The sequence below is a fragment of the Kitasatospora sp. NBC_00070 genome, assembly GCF_045041205.1.
Taxonomy (GTDB): Bacteria; Actinomycetota; Actinomycetes; order Streptomycetales; family Streptomycetaceae; genus Kitasatospora.
In genome coordinates this window covers 2,880,335-2,896,888 of record NZ_CP108247.1, presented here as the reverse complement: position 1 = coordinate 2,896,888, position 16,554 = coordinate 2,880,335, and the positions used below count along the sequence as shown (strand labels likewise).

The 16,554-nt window shown below is 69.0% G+C and carries 19 protein-coding genes; 17 read left to right on the top strand and 2 right to left on the bottom strand.

Translation table 11 applies throughout. The annotated features are described in order from the left end of the window. Window positions 1-11 precede the first annotated feature (11 nt). The 15 genes from secY (at window position 12) to glmM (ending at window position 12,464) form a co-directional block, all read left to right on the top strand. Entirely contained in the window at window positions 12-1,319 is a 1,308-nt protein-coding gene (gene secY, locus OHV05_RS13220; protein ID WP_403036678.1) for a preprotein translocase subunit SecY, read from the top strand. Further along, complete coding sequence (locus OHV05_RS13215) at window positions 1,319-1,978, top strand: adenylate kinase (protein ID WP_405017834.1); 660 nt, start codon at window positions 1,319-1,321, stop codon at window positions 1,976-1,978. The genes secY and OHV05_RS13215 overlap by 1 nt, the downstream gene beginning before the upstream one ends. 130 nt (window positions 1,979-2,108) lie before the next feature. Beyond that, window positions 2,109-2,948 carry a type I methionyl aminopeptidase gene (gene map, locus OHV05_RS13210; RefSeq protein WP_403036890.1) on the top strand — a complete coding sequence of 280 codons (840 nt, stop codon included), beginning with the start codon at window positions 2,109-2,111 and terminating at the stop codon, window positions 2,946-2,948. Window positions 2,949-3,037: 89 nt separating this feature from the next. After that, complete coding sequence (gene mscL / locus OHV05_RS13205; protein WP_405017833.1) at window positions 3,038-3,460, top strand: large conductance mechanosensitive channel protein MscL; 423 nt, start codon at window positions 3,038-3,040, stop codon at window positions 3,458-3,460. Window positions 3,461-3,620: 160 nt separating this feature from the next. Continuing rightward, complete coding sequence (infA, locus tag OHV05_RS13200) at window positions 3,621-3,842, top strand: translation initiation factor IF-1 (protein WP_014047798.1); 222 nt, start codon at window positions 3,621-3,623, stop codon at window positions 3,840-3,842. 35 nt (window positions 3,843-3,877) lie between these two features. Next, window positions 3,878-3,991, top strand: a complete 114-nt coding sequence (gene rpmJ, locus OHV05_RS13195; RefSeq protein WP_003956441.1) for a 50S ribosomal protein L36 — start codon at window positions 3,878-3,880, stop codon at window positions 3,989-3,991. 194 nt (window positions 3,992-4,185) lie between these two features. Then, window positions 4,186-4,566 carry a 30S ribosomal protein S13 gene (rpsM, locus tag OHV05_RS13190; protein ID WP_184918583.1) on the top strand — a complete coding sequence of 127 codons (381 nt, stop codon included), beginning with the start codon at window positions 4,186-4,188 and terminating at the stop codon, window positions 4,564-4,566. 72 nt (window positions 4,567-4,638) lie between these two features. Then, window positions 4,639-5,046 carry a 30S ribosomal protein S11 gene (gene rpsK / locus OHV05_RS13185; protein ID WP_405017832.1) on the top strand — a complete coding sequence of 136 codons (408 nt, stop codon included), beginning with the start codon at window positions 4,639-4,641 and terminating at the stop codon, window positions 5,044-5,046. Between the two features lie 128 nt (window positions 5,047-5,174). Beyond that, window positions 5,175-6,197, top strand: coding sequence for a DNA-directed RNA polymerase subunit alpha (locus tag OHV05_RS13180; RefSeq protein WP_030232516.1), 1,023 nt, complete (start codon window positions 5,175-5,177; stop codon window positions 6,195-6,197). Window positions 6,198-6,324: 127 nt separating this feature from the next. Beyond that, window positions 6,325-6,819 carry a 50S ribosomal protein L17 gene (gene rplQ / locus OHV05_RS13175; protein ID WP_184918585.1) on the top strand — a complete coding sequence of 165 codons (495 nt, stop codon included), beginning with the start codon at window positions 6,325-6,327 and terminating at the stop codon, window positions 6,817-6,819. 101 nt (window positions 6,820-6,920) lie between these two features. Beyond that, window positions 6,921-7,790 carry a tRNA pseudouridine(38-40) synthase TruA gene (gene truA / locus OHV05_RS13170; protein ID WP_405021456.1) on the top strand — a complete coding sequence of 290 codons (870 nt, stop codon included), beginning with the start codon at window positions 6,921-6,923 and terminating at the stop codon, window positions 7,788-7,790. Between the two features lie 262 nt (window positions 7,791-8,052). Further along, window positions 8,053-9,717: an ABC-F family ATP-binding cassette domain-containing protein gene (locus OHV05_RS13165; RefSeq protein ID WP_405017831.1), complete on the top strand. Its 1,665-nt coding sequence runs from the start codon at window positions 8,053-8,055 to the stop codon at window positions 9,715-9,717. A 211-nt stretch (window positions 9,718-9,928) separates the two neighbouring features. Then, a complete protein-coding gene (gene rplM / locus OHV05_RS13160; RefSeq protein WP_057231290.1) occupies window positions 9,929-10,372 on the top strand; it encodes a 50S ribosomal protein L13 in 444 nt (147 codons plus the stop codon). 30 nt (window positions 10,373-10,402) lie between these two features. Beyond that, on the top strand, window positions 10,403-10,918 hold the full coding sequence (gene rpsI, locus OHV05_RS13155) for a 30S ribosomal protein S9 (protein WP_221504372.1): 516 nt from the start codon (window positions 10,403-10,405) through the stop codon (window positions 10,916-10,918). Window positions 10,919-11,096: 178 nt separating this feature from the next. Beyond that, window positions 11,097-12,464, top strand: coding sequence for a phosphoglucosamine mutase (gene glmM / locus OHV05_RS13150; RefSeq protein WP_405017830.1), 1,368 nt, complete (start codon window positions 11,097-11,099; stop codon window positions 12,462-12,464). Between the two features lie 59 nt (window positions 12,465-12,523). On the opposite strand, the gene coaA is transcribed toward glmM, so the two are convergent. Next, window positions 12,524-13,516, bottom strand: a complete 993-nt coding sequence (coaA, locus tag OHV05_RS13145; RefSeq protein ID WP_403036708.1) for a type I pantothenate kinase — start codon at window positions 13,514-13,516, stop codon at window positions 12,524-12,526. Between the two features lie 88 nt (window positions 13,517-13,604). Between coaA and glmS the strand changes: the two genes are divergently transcribed. Next, a complete protein-coding gene (glmS, locus tag OHV05_RS13140; RefSeq protein ID WP_405017829.1) occupies window positions 13,605-15,461 on the top strand; it encodes a glutamine--fructose-6-phosphate transaminase (isomerizing) in 1,857 nt (618 codons plus the stop codon). Between the two features lie 30 nt (window positions 15,462-15,491). Here the strand turns inward: glmS and OHV05_RS13135 are convergent, their stop codons facing one another. After that, window positions 15,492-16,049 carry a Uma2 family endonuclease gene (locus tag OHV05_RS13135; protein WP_405017828.1) on the bottom strand — a complete coding sequence of 186 codons (558 nt, stop codon included), beginning with the start codon at window positions 16,047-16,049 and terminating at the stop codon, window positions 15,492-15,494. Window positions 16,050-16,185: 136 nt separating this feature from the next. On the opposite strand from OHV05_RS13135, the gene OHV05_RS13130 reads away from it, so the two are divergent. Then, window positions 16,186-16,554 (top strand): holo-ACP synthase, encoded by a 369-nt coding sequence (locus tag OHV05_RS13130; protein WP_403036716.1) that lies wholly within the window; start codon window positions 16,186-16,188, stop codon window positions 16,552-16,554.

Below are 16,554 nucleotides of genomic sequence, written 5' to 3'. Positions count from 1 at the left end.
CAGGAGGCACCGTGCTCAGTGCGTTCGCGCGGGCGTTCCAGACGCCCGACCTGCGCAAGAAGCTGCTGTTCACGCTGGGCATCATGGTGCTGTTCCGGCTGGGCGCTCACATCCCCGTCCCGGGCGTCGACTTCGTCGCGGTGAACCAGTGCTTGAAGGACACGCCGAGTGGCCTGTTCGGCCTGGTGAACCTCTTCAGTGGTGGCGCACTGCTCCAGCTGACGATCTTCGCGCTCGGCATCATGCCGTACATCACGGCCAGCATCATCCTCCAGCTCCTCACCGTCGTGATCCCGCGGCTCGAGGCGCTGAAGAAGGAGGGCCAGGCCGGTACGGCGAAGATCACCCAGTACACCCGCTACCTGACCATCGCGCTCGCCGTGCTCCAGGGCACCGGCATCGTCGCGACGGCCTCCAGTGGCGCGCTGTTCTCGGGCTGTGTCTACGCCAACCAGGTCGTGCCGGACCAGTCGGTCTTCCGGATCGCCACCATGGTGATCACGATGACCGCGGGCACCACGATGGTGATGTGGCTCGGTGAGCTGATCACCGACCGCGGCATCGGCAACGGCATGTCCATCCTGATCTTCACCTCGATCGCGTCCGGCTTCCCGGGCTCGATGTGGGCGATCAAGCTCTCCGGCAAGATCGGGGACGGCTGGGTCGAGTTCTTCAGCGTCATCGCGATCGGTGTGATCGTGGTGGTCCTGGTCATCTTCGTCGAGCAGGCGCAGCGCCGGATCCCGGTCCAGTACGCGAAGCGCATGATCGGCCGCAAGGCGTTCGGCGGGACGTCGACCTACATCCCGCTGAAGGTCAACCAGGCCGGTGTGATCCCGGTCATCTTCGCCTCGTCGCTGCTGTACATCCCGGCGCTGGTCGCCCAGCTGACGAACAGCCAGGCCGGCTGGGCCACCTGGATCCGGGACAACTTCGTCCGCGGTGACCACCCGATCTACATGGCCACGTACTTCGTGCTGATCGTGTTCTTCGCCTTCTTCTACGTCGCGATCTCCTTCAACCCCGAAGAAGTTGCCGACAACATGAAGAAGTATGGTGGGTTCATCCCGGGCATCCGGGCCGGCCGACCGACGGCCGAGTACCTTAACTACGTGCTGACCCGTATCACGTGGCCGGGGTCGCTCTACCTGGGCCTGATCGCGTTGATCCCGATGATCGCCCTGGTCGCCTTCAACGCGAACCAAAACTTCCCGTTCGGTGGCACCAGCGTGCTCATCGTCGTCGGTGTCGGACTCGAAACTGTGAAGCAGATCGAGAGCCAGCTCCAGCAGCGTAATTACGAAGGGTTCCTCCGCTGATGCGTATCGTCCTCGTCGGACCTCCCGGGGCCGGGAAGGGTACTCAGGCGCACGTCCTGGCCAAGACCCTGTCCATTCCCCACATCTCCACCGGTGACCTGTTCCGCGCCAACATCAGCCAGGGCACCCAGTTGGGGCTCGAGGCCAAGGCGTACATGGACGCAGGTCGACTGGTACCGGATGAGGTCACCATCGGGATGGCCAAGGACCGGATGTCGCAGCCCGACGCCGCCGACGGCTTCCTGCTGGACGGGTTCCCCAGGAACCTCGGTCAGGCCAAGGCCCTGGACGAGATCCTGGCCGAGTTCGGCATCGCCCTCGACGGCGTGCTGGACCTGGAGGTCCCCGAGGACGAGGTCGTCAAGCGGATCGCCGGCCGTCGGCTCTGCCGGGTCAACGGCGGCCACGTGTTCCACGTGGTCTACAACCCGCCGAAGACCGAGGGCGTCTGCGACGAGTGCGGCGGCGAGCTGTACCAGCGCTCGGACGACACCGAGGATAAGGTGCGGACGCGGCTGGAGGTCTACCACACGGAGACCGAGCCGATCATCGAGTACTACAACCAGCAGGGCCTGCTGGTCACCATCTCGGCGCTGGGCAAGGTCGACGAGGTGACCGAGCGCGCGGTGGCCGCGCTGGAGAGCAAGAAGAGCGTCTGAGACCGACCGGACGGCCGGGACGCCCCCGCACGGGGGAGTCCCGGCCGTTCTGTCGTCGTACGGTGGTAACGGCAGCACGGCCCCCCGGCAAGGACCGGACGGGCATTCGACAGTGGAAGGCGTGGACCAGATGGTGGAGATCAAGACCCCCGAGCAGATCGCCAAGATGCGGGTGGCCGGACTGGTCGTCGCCGAGGCGCTGAAGGCGGCCCGCGAGGCCGTCCGGCCGGGTGTCACCACCCAGGAGCTCAACGACATCGCGGCGAAGGTGATCGCCGACCACGGCGCCACCTCGAACTTCCGCGCGCACCACGGCGGCCTCTGGTTCCCCGGTGTGATCTGCGCCTCCGTCAACAACGAGGTGGTGCACGGCATCCCGGGTGACCGGGTGCTGGTCGAGGGCGACGTCATCTCGATCGACTGCGGCGCGATCGTGGACGGCTGGCACGGCGACGCCGCGATCACCGTGGCGGTCGGCGAGGTCGCCCCCGAGGTGGAGATGCTCAGCCGGGTGACCGAGGGCTCGATGTGGGCCGGCATCGCCCAGATGAAGAAGAACAACCGCCTGGTGGACGTCTCCAAGGCGATCGAGGGCTTCATCCGTCGCCAGCCGCTGCCGCCGAAGGGCAAGTGGGGTATCACCGAGGGGTACGGCGGCCACGGCATCGGCACCGCGATGCACATGGAGCCGCACGTGCTGAACTACGTCGAGCGCGGCCGCGGCAAGGGCCCGAAGCTGATCCCGGGCACCGTGCTGGCGATCGAGCCGATGGTGTCGCTGGGCACCCCGCACACCACCGTGCTCGAGGACGACTGGACGGTCGTCACCAACGACGGCACCTGGGCCTCGCACTGGGAGCACTCGGTGGCGATCACCGAGCAGGGCCCGCTGGTGCTGACCGCCTTCGACGGCGGCAAGGCCGAGTTGGCCAAGCTGGGCGTGGTGGCGGCCCCGGACCCGCTGGGCTAGGGCTGACGGATCGTCAAGGGCTCGGTGGGTTTCGTCCACCGGGCCCTTTGTCCTATTTTTAGGAGCCGACACCTTCGAAGGGACAGCAAGTGCTCAAGGGATTCCGCGACTTCATGATGCGCGGCAACGTGATCGACATGGCGGTCGGTGTCGTCATCGGCTCGGCCTTCACCGCGGTGGTGACCGGCTTCGTCGCGGCCTTCCTCACCCCGCTGGTCGGCGTGGTGGTCGGCGCGGCCGGGGACTTCCGCTCGTACAGCTTCGACCTGCACGGGGTGGTCTTCCCGTACGGCCAGTTCCTGAACGTGCTGATCGCGTTCGTGCTGACCGCCGCGGTGCTCTACTTCTTCGTGGTGCTGCCGGTCACCAAGGCGACCGCCCGCTACCTGCCGAAGAAGCCCAAGACCCCCAAGCGCCCGTGCCCCGAGTGCCTGACCGAGATCCCGGAGGCGGCCCGCCGCTGCTCGGCCTGCACCGCGCACGTCGAGCCGCTGGTCAAACTCGGCGTCTGAGGCGTTTTGGTCCGGGAGCGGGCGGTGGCGTACGATGGACCGTCGGCTCACTCGTAGCGTGCTTCAGCACGCCCTCCGCCCGGTCGGGCAGGGGTGAACCCAGGTTCGCACGAGCGTGCCGCATACGGTAGCCGTCCCCGGAAGGTGGATCTCGCAGTTCATGGCAAAGAAGCAAGGCGCCATTGAGATCGAGGGCACCGTGATCGAGTCTCTTCCGAACGCCATGTTCAGGGTTGAGCTGCAGAACGGTCACAAGGTTCTCGCGCACATCAGTGGAAAGATGCGGATGCACTACATCCGTATCCTCCCGGACGACCGCGTGGTCGTTGAGCTCAGCCCGTACGACCTGACTCGCGGCCGGATCGTCTACCGGTACAAGTAAGCAACTGTCAGATCTAGACCCGGAGTACCTGAAGCATGAAGGTCAAGCCGAGCGTCAAGAAGATCTGCGACAAGTGCAAGGTGATCCGCCGTCACGGCCGGGTCATGGTGATCTGCGACAACCTGCGCCACAAGCAGCGCCAGGGCTGATCCTCTTCACCCAGCATTTCTCGTACGTCTTTGCGTGAACACAGGTTCGCGCGGCGCGACACAACGTCATAAGCGGGCTACCCGATCCGTCCCCAGGACGGACTGCCACCCCCGGTCAGAGGCCGGGGCTCCCACACCGAGAGGTGTCGGAGTAGGTAGCGCGTCAGACCTCTGAAGAAACACAGGAGCCTTGAATGGCACGCCTCGCAGGCGTTGATCTCCCGCGTGAGAAGCGCATCGAGATCGCCCTCACCTACGTCTACGGCATCGGTCGCACCCGCGCGCAGCTCGCGCTCGCGGAGACCGGCGTGAACCCGGACATCCGGGTCCGCGACATCTCCGAGGACGACCTGGTCAAGCTCGGCCAGTACATCGACGCCAACTTCGAGGTCGAGGGTGACCTCCGCCGTGCGGTTGCCGCTGACATCCGCCGCAAGGTCGAGATCGGCTGCTACGAGGGTCTGCGTCACCGCCGGGGTCTCCCCGTCCGCGGCCAGCGCACCCACACCAACGCGCGTACCCGCAAGGGCCCGCGTCGCGCGATTGCCGGCAAGAAGAAGCCGGGCAAGAAGTAGTCCGCCCGTAACCGGACTTCCCTCCGGCCCGCGGGTTAGCGGACCGACCACCTCAGTAGGAGAAACAGACTTATGCCCCCCAAGGGTCGTCAGGCTGCCGGCGCCAAGAAGGTGCGCCGCAAGGAGAAGAAGAACGTCGCTCACGGGCACGCCCACATCAAGAGCACGTTCAACAACACCATCGTTTCGATCACCGACCCCTCGGGCAACGTGATCGCCTGGGCCTCTGCCGGCCACGTCGGCTTCAAGGGCTCGCGCAAGTCCACTCCGTTCGCCGCGCAGATGGCCGCCGAGTCGGCCGCCCGTCGCGCGCAGGAGCACGGCATGCGCAAGGTCGACGTCTTCGTCAAGGGTCCGGGCTCCGGCCGCGAGACCGCGATCCGCTCCATCCAGGCCACCGGCCTGGAGGTGGGCTCGATCCAGGACGTCACCCCCACCCCGCACAACGGCTGCCGTCCGCCGAAGCGCCGCCGCGTCTGACGCAGCGCCTTCGGGCAGCTTGATGTTTTAAACCGCGTGCGGGGTCCTGTTTCTGACGGGACCCCGTACGCTGGTTCTGTTCGGCATCAAATAGTGGGTGCCGAGTTCCAACTGGAGGATCTGAAAACATGCTGATCGCTCAGCGCCCCTCGCTGACCGAAGAGGTCGTCGACGAGTTCCGCTCGCGGTTCGTGATCGAGCCGCTCGAGCCGGGCTTCGGCTACACCCTCGGCAACTCGCTCCGCCGCACGCTCCTCTCCTCGATCCCCGGTGCCGCTGTCACCAGCATCCGGGTCGACGGTGTCCTGCACGAGTTCACCACCGTGCCGGGCGTCAAGGAGGACGTGACCGACCTCATCCTCAACATCAAGCAGCTGGTCGTCTCCTCGGAGCACGACGAGCCGGTCGTGATGTACCTGCGCAAGCAGGGCCCGGGTGTGGTCACCGCTGCCGACATCGCGCCCCCGGCCGGTGTCGAGGTGCACAACCCCGAGCTGGTCCTCGCCACGCTCAACGGCAAGGGCAAGCTGGAGATGGAGCTGACCGTCGAGCGCGGTCGCGGCTACGTCTCCGCCGTGCAGAACAAGGCTTCCGGCCAGGAGATCGGCCGGATCCCGGTCGACTCGATCTACAGCCCCGTGCTGAAGGTCACCTACAAGGTCGAGGCCACCCGTGTCGAGCAGCGGACCGACTTCGACAAGCTCATCGTCGACGTCGAGACCAAGCCCGCCATGCGCCCGCGCGACGCCATGGCGTCGGCCGGTAAGACCCTGGTGGAGCTGTTCGGTCTCGCCCGCGAGCTGAACATCGACGCCGAGGGCATCGACATGGGCCCGTCCCCGACGGACGCCGCCCTGGCCGCCGATCTCGCCCTGCCGATCGAGGAGCTCGAGCTCACCGTTCGGTCGTACAACTGCCTCAAGCGCGAGGGCATCCACACCGTGGGTGAGCTCGTGGCCCGCTCCGAGGCCGACCTGCTCGACATCCGCAACTTCGGTGCGAAGTCGATCGACGAGGTCAAGGCGAAGCTGGCCGGCATGGGCCTGGCGCTCAAGGACAGCCCGCCCGGGTTCGACCCGACCGCCGCCGCCGACGCCTTCGGCGCCGACGACCTGGACGACGCGGGTTACGCGGAGACCGAGCAGTACTAAGGAATTCGACGGGGGCGACCCTCGCGGGTCGCCCCCTGTTCGATGCAAGAAAGCCGTCCGGGCAACAGTGCCCGGGCGCCCGTCCCGGTACCTGACACGGCCGGGTTCGGAGATTTGAGGAGCAATCATGCCCCGTCCCACGAAGGGTGCCCGCCTCGGCGGTGGCCCGCACCACGAGCCGCTGCTGCTCGCCGGCCTGTGCCGCGAGCTGTTCACCTACGGCCGCATCACCACGACCGAGGCCAAGGCCCGTCGGATGCGCCCGCTGGCCGAGCGCCTCATCACCAAGGCGAAGGTCGGCGACATCCACAACCGTCGCATCGTCCGCAAGACGATCACCGACGTCTCCGTGCTGCACACCCTCTTCACCGAGATCGCGCCGCGCTACGAGAACCGCCCGGGTGGTTACACCCGTATCACCAAGATCGGTCCCCGTCGTGGCGACAACGCCCCGATGGCCGTGATCGAGCTGGTCGAGGCGCTGACCGTCGCGCAGACCGCCGTCGGCGAGGCCGAGGGCGCCACCAAGCGCGCCGTCAAGGAGGCCGACGCCAAGGTCGAGGCCACCGAGGCCGCCGAGACCGAGGTCGTCGCCGACGAGGTCGAGGCCGACAAGGCCTGACACCTCAAGGTGTTCGTTCGGGCCCGCCTCCCTTCGGGGGGCGGGCCCGTTCCTTCTTCTGTGGAGTAGATGTGCAGAACGACTGCGCCGAGCGTCCCCCGATCAAGGACGGCCCGGCGGACGGTCACGTCCGGATCCGGCTGGACCTCGCCTACCAGGGCGCGGAGTTCGCCGGCTGGGCGCGGCAGCCAGGCCGGCGCACCGTGCAGGACGAGCTGGAGAGCGCGCTGCAGGTGGTCACCCGCAGCCCCGAGCCCTTCCCGCTCACCGTGGCGGGCCGGACCGACGCCGGGGTGCACGCCCGGGGCCAGGTGGCCCACGTCGACCTGCCGGCCGAGCTGTGGGCCCAGCACGCCGAGAAGCTGCTCCGCCGGCTGGCGGGACGGCTGCCCGCCGACATCCGGGTCTACCGGCTGGCCGAGGCACCGGTGGGGTTCGACGCCCGGTTCGCCGCGATCTGGCGCCGGTACGCCTACCGGGTGGCCGACCACCAGGGCGGGGTGGACCCGCTGCTGCGGGGTCACGTGCTCTGGCACGACCGGCCGCTGGACGTGGACCGGATGAACGAGGCGGCCCGGCTGTTGCTCGGCGAGCACGACTTCGCCGCGTACTGCAAGAAGCGCGACGGCGCGACCACCATCCGGACCCTGCTCGAACTCCGCTGGGACCGGGTCCCGGTGGATCCGTACGCGGCCCAGGAGGGGTCACTGGCGATCGCCACGGTGCGGGCCGACGCGTTCTGCCACAACATGGTCCGGGCGCTGGTGGGCGCGATGCTGCTGGTCGGCGACGGCCACCGGCCGGTCGACTTCCCCGGCCAGGTCCTGGCCGGTGGGGTCCGCCACTCCGCCGTCAACGTGATCCGCCCGCACGGCCTGACCCTCGAAGAGGTCGGCTACCCCGCAGACGACCAACTCGCCGAACGCAACCGGGTCTCCCGCCGCCTCCGTACCCTCCCGGCGGCCGACTAGGCACGTGGTGCACCCCCAGGGGCTCGGGTCGCTGCGCTCCGGGCATCAGCCACCAGGGGCTCGGGGAACTGCGACGCCGGCCTCGTTCAAGGTGATCGTCGCGTAGGTGGTCAGGCACTTTCGCAGTGAGCCCGGCGCCAGATCTCCTCGCAGTTCCCCGAGCCCCTGGACCGTAGACCCGAAGCACCTGCCAACAGCGCAGCCCCGGGCCTCCGCCAAAAGGGTTTTGGTCCGTGGGGGCGTGCTTGGCACAATTCCCGGCATGGGACACGTCGAGATTTCGCACCTGGAGTACTACCTGCCGGACGGGCGGGTGCTGTTCGACGACGCGTCCTTCCGGGTCGGCGAGGGGTCGGCCGTCGCGCTGGTGGGGGCCAACGGAGCCGGTAAGACCACGTTGCTGCGCATGATCGCGGGGGACACCCAGCCGCACGGCGGCTCGGTGACGGTGAGCGGCGGCCTGGGCGTGATGCGCCAGTTCGTCGGGACCACCGGCCGCGAGGACCAGCGGGAGACCCCCGGCGCGCTGGCCGCCGACGCCTCCGTCCGCGACCTGCTGGTCTCGGTGGCCCCGCCGAGGATCGCGGTGGCCGCCAAGGCGGTGGACGCCGCCGAGCTGGCGATGATGGCGCAGGACGACGAGAAGTCGCAGATGGCGTACGCCCAGGCGCTCTCGGACTGGGCCGACGCGGACGGCTACGACTACGAGACCGTCTGGGACGTCTGCACCACGGCCGCCCTGGGGATGCCGTTCGACCGGGCCCAGTTCCGTGGTCTGAACACGCTCTCCGGCGGTGAGCAGAAGCGGCTGGTGCTGGAGGCGCTGCTGCGCGGCCCCGAGGAGGTGCTGCTGCTCGACGAGCCGGACAACTACCTCGACGTGCCGGGCAAGCGCTGGCTGGAGGAGGCGATCCGGGCCACCCCGAAGACCGTGTTGTTCATCTCACACGACCGCGAACTGTTGTCCCGGGCCGCCGACAAGATCATCAGCGTCGAGACCGGTTTCGGTGGCGGCGGCAGCAGCGTCTGGGTGCACGGCGGCGGCTTCGAGTCGTTCCACGACGCCCGCAAGGAGCGGTTCGAGCGCTTCGAGGAGCTGGGCCGCCGCTGGGACGAGGAGCACGCCAAGCTGAAGAAGCTGGTGGTGAACCTCCGTCAGGCCGCCTCGATCAGCCATGCGCTGGCCACCCGGTACGCGGCCGCGCAGACCCGGCTGAAGAAGTTCGAGGAGGCCGGCCGGCCGGAGGAGCCGCCGCGCGAGCAGAACATCACCATGCGGCTGAAGGGCGGCCGGACGGGCGTCCGGGCGCTGACCATCGAGCAGCTCGAACTGACCGGCCTGATGAAGCCCTTCGACCTGGAGGTGTTCTACGGCGAGCGGGTCGGCGTGCTGGGCTCGAACGGCTCCGGCAAGTCGCACTTCCTGCGGCTGCTGGCGGGCGACGACTCGGTGAACCACAGCGGCTCGTTCCGGCTCGGCGCCCGGGTGGTGCCCGGCCACTTCCGGCAGACCCACGCCCATCCCGAGCTGCTCGGACGCACCGTCAGGTCGATCGTCGAGGAGGAGCACGCGCTCAGTCGCGGCGCCGCGATGGGCGCGCTGCGCCGGTACGAGCTGGACCGGCAGGAGGAGCAGAAGTTCGAGTCGCTCTCCGGCGGCCAGCAGGCCCGGCTGATGATCCTCAAGCTGGAGCTCACCGGCGTCACCGCGCTGCTGCTGGACGAGCCGACGGACAACCTGGACCTGGAGAGCGCCGAGGCGCTCCAGCAGGGCCTGGAGGCGTTCGACGGCACTGTGCTGTGTGTCACCCACGACCGCTGGTTCGCCAAGACCTTCGACCGTTTCCTGGTGTTCGGGGCCGACGGACGGGTCTACGAGTCCCTCGAACCGGTCTGGGACGAGACCCGGGTGCAGCGCGATCGCTGACCCTTTTTGACCCGTGCGGAGCGGCCCGGTAGGCTGGGCCCTTGTTGTGCGTATTGGCTCGCTCCATCTCACGTGAGAGGTCGGTACGCCGGAGATACCCAGGCCGATGACCAGCGGCTCCCCCTTGAATTGCGTCCAAGCGGGACCAGGCTGATCTCTCGTCCGGGTGCTCCTGTCAGGACTCACTCACTGAAAAGCGAAGGCTACGACCGTGCGTACGTACAGCCCCAAGCCCGGCGACGTCCAGCGTCAGTGGCACATCATCGACGCGCAAGACGTCGTGCTCGGCCGCCTGGCCTCCCAGGTCGCCAACCTCCTCCGGGGCAAGCACAAGGCGATCTACGCGCCGCACGTTGACACTGGTGACTTCGTCATCATCATCAACGCGGACAAGGTGCACCTTTCGGGCAACAAGAAGACCCAGAAGATGGCCTACCGCCACAGCGGTTTCCCGGGCGGTCTCCGCGCGGTCCGCTACGACGACCTCCTGGACAAGAACCCGGAGAAGGCCGTCGAGAAGGCCATCAAGGGCATGATCCCCAAGAACAGCCTGGGCCGCCAGATGCTCTCCAAGCTGAAGGTCTACTCGGGCGACCAGCACCCGCACGCTGCGCAGCAGCCGGTGCCGTTCGAGATCACCCAGGTCGCGCAGTAATTCCGGCCACCAAGCCCCATCACTGAGAAGCTGAGGAACACCGTGGCCGAGACTGCCATCGAGAACACCCTTGAGGTCGACTTCGACGAGACCGTCGAAGAGTTCACCTCCGAGGAGAGCTACACCTCCGAGTCGCTGGCCGGCCGCTTCGGCGAGGCCATCCCCGGCGCCGGCCTCGGCCGTCGCAAGGAGGCCATTGCCCGCGTCCGGATCGTTCCGGGCACCGGCAAGTGGAAGATCAACGGTCGCACCCTGGAGAACTACTTCCCCAACAAGGTGCACCAGCAGACCGTGAACGAGCCCTTCAAGCTCCTCGAGCTCGACGGCCGTTACGACGTTGTCGCCCGCATCTCGGGTGGCGGCGTCTCCGGTCAGGCCTACGCGCTGCGCCTCGGCGTCGCCCGTGCGCTGAACGAGGCGGACGTGGACAACAACCGCGCCGCGCTCAAGAAGGCCGGTTTCCTGATGCGTGACGCGCGTGCCGTCGAGCGCAAGAAGGCCGGTCTCAAGAAGGCCCGTAAGGCCCCGCAGTACAGCAAGCGCTAAGCACCTCCACCGGGGGGCGTACCATCTCGATGGTTCGCACCCCCGGGGTGTGCTGCACACCCCGGAGCACCCCGTGTGCTCCGGGGTGTCGTGTTTTTCTCTCCCCGTACGCCTGTGCGGAGGCGGGGGAGCCGCGAGAGATTTCTTGCCTGTGGAACGGCGACGGAGGACGGAAACTGTGGGACGACTCTTCGGTACGGACGGCGTGCGCGGTGTGGCCAACCAGACCCTGACGGCCGAGCTGGCGCTCGGTCTGTCGGTGGCGGCGGCCCATGTACTCGGTGACGCGGGGGCCTTCGACGGCCACCGGCCGGTCGCCGTGGTCGGGCGCGACCCCCGGGCGTCCGGGGAGTTCCTGGAGGCGGCCGTGATCGCCGGCCTGGCCAGCGCGGGCGTCGACGTACTGCGGGTCGGCGTGCTGCCCACCCCGGCTGTGGCGTATCTCACCGGTGCGCTCGGCGCGGACTTCGGCGTGATGCTGTCGGCCAGCCACAACGCGATGCCGGACAACGGCATCAAGTTCCTGGCCCGCGGCGGGCACAAGCTGGACGACGCGATCGAGGACGCCATCGAGGCGCACTACCACCGCTACGGCGTCGGCTCGAACGAGGACTGGCAGCGCCCGACCGGCGCGGCCGTCGGCCGGGTCCGGCAGTACACCGAGGGCTTCGACAAGTACGTCGCGCACCTGGTCGCCGTGCTGCCGAACCGCCTCGACGGGGTGAAGGTCGTCATCGACGGCGCGCACGGCGCGGCCGCCCGGGTCGCCCCCGAGGCGTTCGCCCGGGCCGGGGCCGAGGTGGTCTACACGCTCGGTGCCGAGCCGAACGGTCTGAACATCAACGACGGCGTCGGCTCCACCCACCTGGACAAGCTCCAGGTCGCGATGCGCGAGCACAAGGCCGACCTGGGCATCGCCCTGGACGGCGACGCCGACCGCTGCCTGGCCGCCGACGCGGACGGCAACGAGGTGGACGGCGACCAGATCCTGGCCATCCTGGCGGTCGCCATGAAGGAGGCCGGCACGCTGCGCCGGGGGACCGCGGTGGCCACCGTGATGTCCAACCTCGGCTTCAAGCTGGCGATGGAGCGCGAGGGCATCGAGCTGGTGCAGACCGCGGTCGGCGACCGGTACGTACTGGAGGAGATGAAGCAGCACGGCTTCGCGCTCGGCGGCGAGCAGTCCGGACACGTGATCCTGCTGGACCACGCGACCACCGGCGACGGCACGCTCACCGGCCTGATGCTGGGCGCCCGGCTGGCCGCCACCAAGCAGCCGCTGGCCGACCTGGCCGCCGTGATGACCCGGCTGCCGCAGCTGCTGATCAACGTCAAGGGCGTCGACCGGAGCCGGGTGACCACCTCCCCCGAGCTGGCCGTCGCCGTCGCCGAGGCGGAGGCCGAACTCGGTGCCACCGGACGGGTGCTGCTGCGTCCCTCGGGCACCGAGCCGCTGGTCAGGGTGATGGTCGAGGCCGCCGACCAGGTGCAGGCCCACGCGGTCTGCGAGCGCCTGGCCGAGGCCGTCCGCACCCACCTGGGCTGAACCGCAAGGGCTCTGAACAGGCGTCAGGCCCCCACCACCGGTGGGGGCCTGACGCCTGTTCAGATCTTGCGCAGCAGCGCCCGGCGGACCTTGTGGTCGGCGCCCTTCTGCAGGACCAGGGTGGCCCGACCCCGGGTGGGCAGCACGTTCTCCACCAGGTTGGGCTTGTTGATGGTGCGCCAGACCTGGCGGCCGTACTCCATCGCCTCCTCCTCCGGCACCTCGGTGAAGCGGCGGAAGTAGGAGTTCGGGTCCTGGAAGGCGGTGTCCCTGAGCTTCTTGAACCGGGACAGGTACCAGCTCTCGATGTCGTCGGTGCGGGCGTCGACGTAGATCGAGAAGTCGAAGTAGTCGGCCACCGCGAGCCGGGTGCGGCCGTCGCTGCCGGGCAGTGCGGGCTGCAGCACGTTCAGGCCCTCGACGATCAGGATGTCGGGGCGCTCCACGGTCAGGCGCTCGTCCGGCACGATGTCGTAGACCAGGTGGGAGTAGACCGGGGCGGTGACCCGGTCCTTGCCGGCCTTCACGTCCGCCACGAAGCGCATCAGTGCCCGGCGGTCGTACGACTCGGGGAAGCCCTTGCGGGCCATCAGGCCCCGGCGGCGGAGCTCGGCGTTGGGGAGCAGGAAGCCGTCGGTGGTGACCAGCTCGACCCGGGGGTGCTCCGGCCAGCGGGCCAGCAGCGCCTTCAGCAGGCGGGCGGTGGTGGACTTGCCCACCGCCACCGAGCCGGCCACGCCGATCACGAACGGGGTGCGGGTGCGCTCGGTGTCCGGGGTGTCCAGGAAGGTCCCGACCGTGCTGCGCAGCTCGTGGGTGGCGTGGATGTAGAGGTTGAGCAGCCGGGACAGCGGCAGGTAGACGTCCCGGACCTCGTCCAGGTCGAGGGCGGTACCCAGGCCGCGCAGCTTCTCCACCTCCTCGGCGGTCAGCGGCATCGGCGTGCGCTCCCGCAGGGCGCTCCACTCGGCCCGGTCCAGATCCACGTACGGGGAGGGGGTGGGCGTCGCGGGGGCGCCCCTCGTACAGAGTTCGGTCAGCACATGGTCCATTGTGGGCCGTACCGGGCGTTCGGGGTGCTGTGGTGTCGGTCACCAGGGGGTGGCGAGGGGTCCTGGGGTGCGCCGATATCCTGGCGCGATGTGCGGAATCGTAGGTTATGTGGGCCCCCTTGAGGCCCAGAATGTAGTGATCGAAGGTCTGCGACGGCTCGAGTACCGGGGTTACGACTCCGCCGGTGTGGCCGTCCAGACGCGAGGCGCCGACGGGCAGTGGAGCCTCGCCACGGACAAGCGCGCGGGCAAGCTGGTCAATCTGGAGAAGGCACTGGCGGAGACCCCTCTCCCCGCCGGCACCTCCGGGATCGGCCACACCCGCTGGGCCACCCACGGCGGCCCGACCGACGCGAACGCCCACCCTCACCTGGACGACGCGCGCCGGGTCGCGGTGGTGCACAACGGCATCATCGAGAACTTCGCCCAGCTCCGGGCCCAGCTCGCCGACCGGGGCCACACGCTCCGCTCGGAGACCGACACCGAGGTGGTCGCCCACCTGCTGGGCGAGGCGTTCGCCGGTGACCTGGCCGAGGCGATGCGGACGGTCTGCCGTCAGCTGGACGGGGCCTTCACCCTGGTGGCGGTGCACGCCGACCAGCCCGGCGTGGTGGTCGGCGCGCGGCGGAACTCGCCGCTGGTGGTCGGGCGCGGCGAGGGCGAGAACTTCCTCGCCTCGGACGTGGCCGCCTTCATCGCCCACACCCGGGAGGCGATCGAACTCGGTCAGGACCAGGTGGTCGAGCTGCGGGCGGAGGCGGTGACCGTCACCGACTTCGACGGGCGGCCCGCCGAGGTCCGCGAGTACCACGTGGACTGGGACGCCTCGGCCGCCGAGAAGGGCGGCTACGACTACTTCATGCTCAAGGAGATCGCCGAGCAGCCGAAGGCGGTCGCCGACACCCTGCTCGGCCGGATCGGCGCGGACGGTCAGCTGACGCTCGATGAGCTGCGGATCTCCGACGCCCAGTTGCGCGAGGTCGACAAGGTGGTGATCGTCGCCTGCGGCACCGCGTTCCACGCCGGGATGATCGCCAAGTACGCGATCGAGCACTGGACCCGGATCCCGTGCGAGGTCGAGGTCGCCTCGGAGTTCCGCTACCGGGACCCGATCCTGGACGCCCGCACCCTGGTGATCGCCATCTCGCAGTCCGGCGAGACCATGGACACCCTGATGGCGCTGCGGCACGCCCGGGAGCAGGGCGCCAAGGTGCTGGCGATCTGCAACACCAACGGCTCCACCATCCCGCGCGAGTCGGACGCGGTGCTCTACACCCACGCCGGCCCCGAGGTCGCGGTCGCCTCCACCAAGGCGTTCCTGACCCAGCTGGTCGCCTGCTACCTGGTCGCCCTCTACCTGGGCCAGGTGCGCGGCACCAAGTGGGGCGACGAGATCCAGAGCGTCATCCAGGAGCTCCGCGAGGCCCCCAAGCAGGTCGAGCAGGTGCTCCGGACCATGGAGCCGGTCCGTGAGCTCGCCCGCTCGCTGGCCGACGCCAAGTCGGTGCTCTTCCTCGGCCGGCACGTCGGCTACCCGGTGGCCCTGGAGGGCGCGCTCAAGCTCAAGGAGCTGGCGTACATGCACGCCGAGGGCTTCGCGGCGGGCGAGCTCAAGCACGGCCCGATCGCGCTGATCGAGGAGGGCCTGCCGGTGGTCGTGGTGGTGCCCTCGCCGCGCGGCCGGTCGATCCTGCACGACAAGATCGTCTCCAACATCCAGGAGATCCGGGCCCGTGGCGCCAGGACCATCGTGATCGCCGAGGAGGGCGACGAGGCGGTCGCCCCGTACGCCGACCACCTGATCCGGATCCCGGTCACGCCGGTGCTGCTCCAGCCGCTGGTCTCGACGGTGCCGCTGCAGGTCTTCGCCTGCGAGCTGGCCACCGCCAAGGGCCACGAGGTGGACCAGCCCCGCAACCTGGCGAAGTCCGTGACGGTGGAGTAGGGCAGACGTGCTGCTCCCCTGCGGTGCCGGCTACCGCAGGGGAGTGGTGTCCAGCGCGAACGAGAACGGGGCAGGAAGGTCGAGCGGCTTGCCGAACGGGACCTTCGTAAGGGCGGCGTAGTCGCCGTCCACCGGGTCGGTGAACAGCACGGCCTCGGCGCGGCTGCGGTCGATCAGCAGGTAACAGGGGATCAGGCCGGCCGCGTAGCCGCGCCGTTTGACGTCCCGGTCCTTGGCGGGATTGCCCGAAGTGACCTCGAAGACCAGCAGGACACCGGTGGTGTCGGCCCAGGGCTCGGCGTCGTGGAAGTGGCCGACCGGGCTGACGGTGCCGTCCGGGATGAAATGGCCGAGTGGGGTGATCAGACCCTTCGTGCCGGCCAGGTCCAACTCGGTGGCGGCATTGCGCATGAACTGCCGGTTGATCGAGGCGAACGTGGTCTCGTGCGAGCCGTCCGGGGGTGGGGTCACGACGATCTCCCCTTCGATGAGCTCTGCCTTGTAGCCCAGCGGTGTCTCAAGGCTGAGGAAGGTCTGCAGGAGATCGTCCTCGGGCAGCGGGTGCTCGACGGCTGGCATGGCGACCATGGCCCTTCTCCCTCCTGGTGGGTGCGGTCTGCGCGAAGGAGTAGGAGCGCGGGCCGGTACCCGGAGGGGATCGAAGCGGTTCTCACTCGAAAGTGTGCCGTAAGGTCCGGGCAGCGAGGGAGAGGAGCGGGTCGCGGTGATTGTCGGGGTCGGGATCGACGTGGCGGAGATCGAGCGGTTCGGGGCGGCGTTGGAGCGGACGCCCGGGATGGCGGACCGGTTGTTCACACCGGGGGAGTTGCTGCTGCCGAGCGGGGAGCGGCGGGGGGTGGCCTCGTTGGCGGCGCGGTTCGCGGCGAAGGAGGCGCTGGCCAAGGCGCTCGGGGCGCCCGCCGGGATGCGGTGGACCGACGCCGAGGTGGAGGTCGGGGAGTCCGGGCGGCCGTTGCTGACGGTGCGTGGGACGGTGGCGGCGCGGGCGGCCGAACTGGGTGTCCGGTCGTGGCACGTGTCGCTGAGCCACGATGCGGGCGTAGCGTCGGCCGTGGTGATCGCGGAAGGCTGA

What these genes read in the sequence shown, in the direction of transcription:
- OHV05_RS13215 (WP_405017834.1), top strand. Translation starts at nt 1,319, where the DNA reads ATGCGTATCGTCCTCGTCGGACCTCCCGGGGCCGGGAAGGGTACTCAG.
- map (WP_403036890.1), top strand. Translation starts at nt 2,109, where the DNA reads ATGGTGGAGATCAAGACCCCCGAGCAGATCGCCAAGATGCGGGTGGCC.
- infA (WP_014047798.1), top strand. Translation starts at nt 3,621, where the DNA reads ATGGCAAAGAAGCAAGGCGCCATTGAGATCGAGGGCACCGTGATCGAG.
- rpmJ (WP_003956441.1), top strand. Translation starts at nt 3,878, where the DNA reads ATGAAGGTCAAGCCGAGCGTCAAGAAGATCTGCGACAAGTGCAAGGTG.
- rpsM (WP_184918583.1), top strand. Translation starts at nt 4,186, where the DNA reads ATGGCACGCCTCGCAGGCGTTGATCTCCCGCGTGAGAAGCGCATCGAG.
- rpsK (WP_405017832.1), top strand. Translation starts at nt 4,639, where the DNA reads ATGCCCCCCAAGGGTCGTCAGGCTGCCGGCGCCAAGAAGGTGCGCCGC.
- OHV05_RS13180 (WP_030232516.1), top strand. Translation starts at nt 5,175, where the DNA reads ATGCTGATCGCTCAGCGCCCCTCGCTGACCGAAGAGGTCGTCGACGAG.
- rplQ (WP_184918585.1), top strand. Translation starts at nt 6,325, where the DNA reads ATGCCCCGTCCCACGAAGGGTGCCCGCCTCGGCGGTGGCCCGCACCAC.
- OHV05_RS13165 (WP_405017831.1), top strand. Translation starts at nt 8,053, where the DNA reads ATGGGACACGTCGAGATTTCGCACCTGGAGTACTACCTGCCGGACGGG.
- coaA (WP_403036708.1), bottom strand. Translation starts at nt 13,516, where the DNA reads ATGGACCATGTGCTGACCGAACTCTGTACGAGGGGCGCCCCCGCGACG.
- glmS (WP_405017829.1), top strand. Translation starts at nt 13,605, where the DNA reads ATGTGCGGAATCGTAGGTTATGTGGGCCCCCTTGAGGCCCAGAATGTA.
- OHV05_RS13135 (WP_405017828.1), bottom strand. Translation starts at nt 16,049, where the DNA reads ATGGTCGCCATGCCAGCCGTCGAGCACCCGCTGCCCGAGGACGATCTC.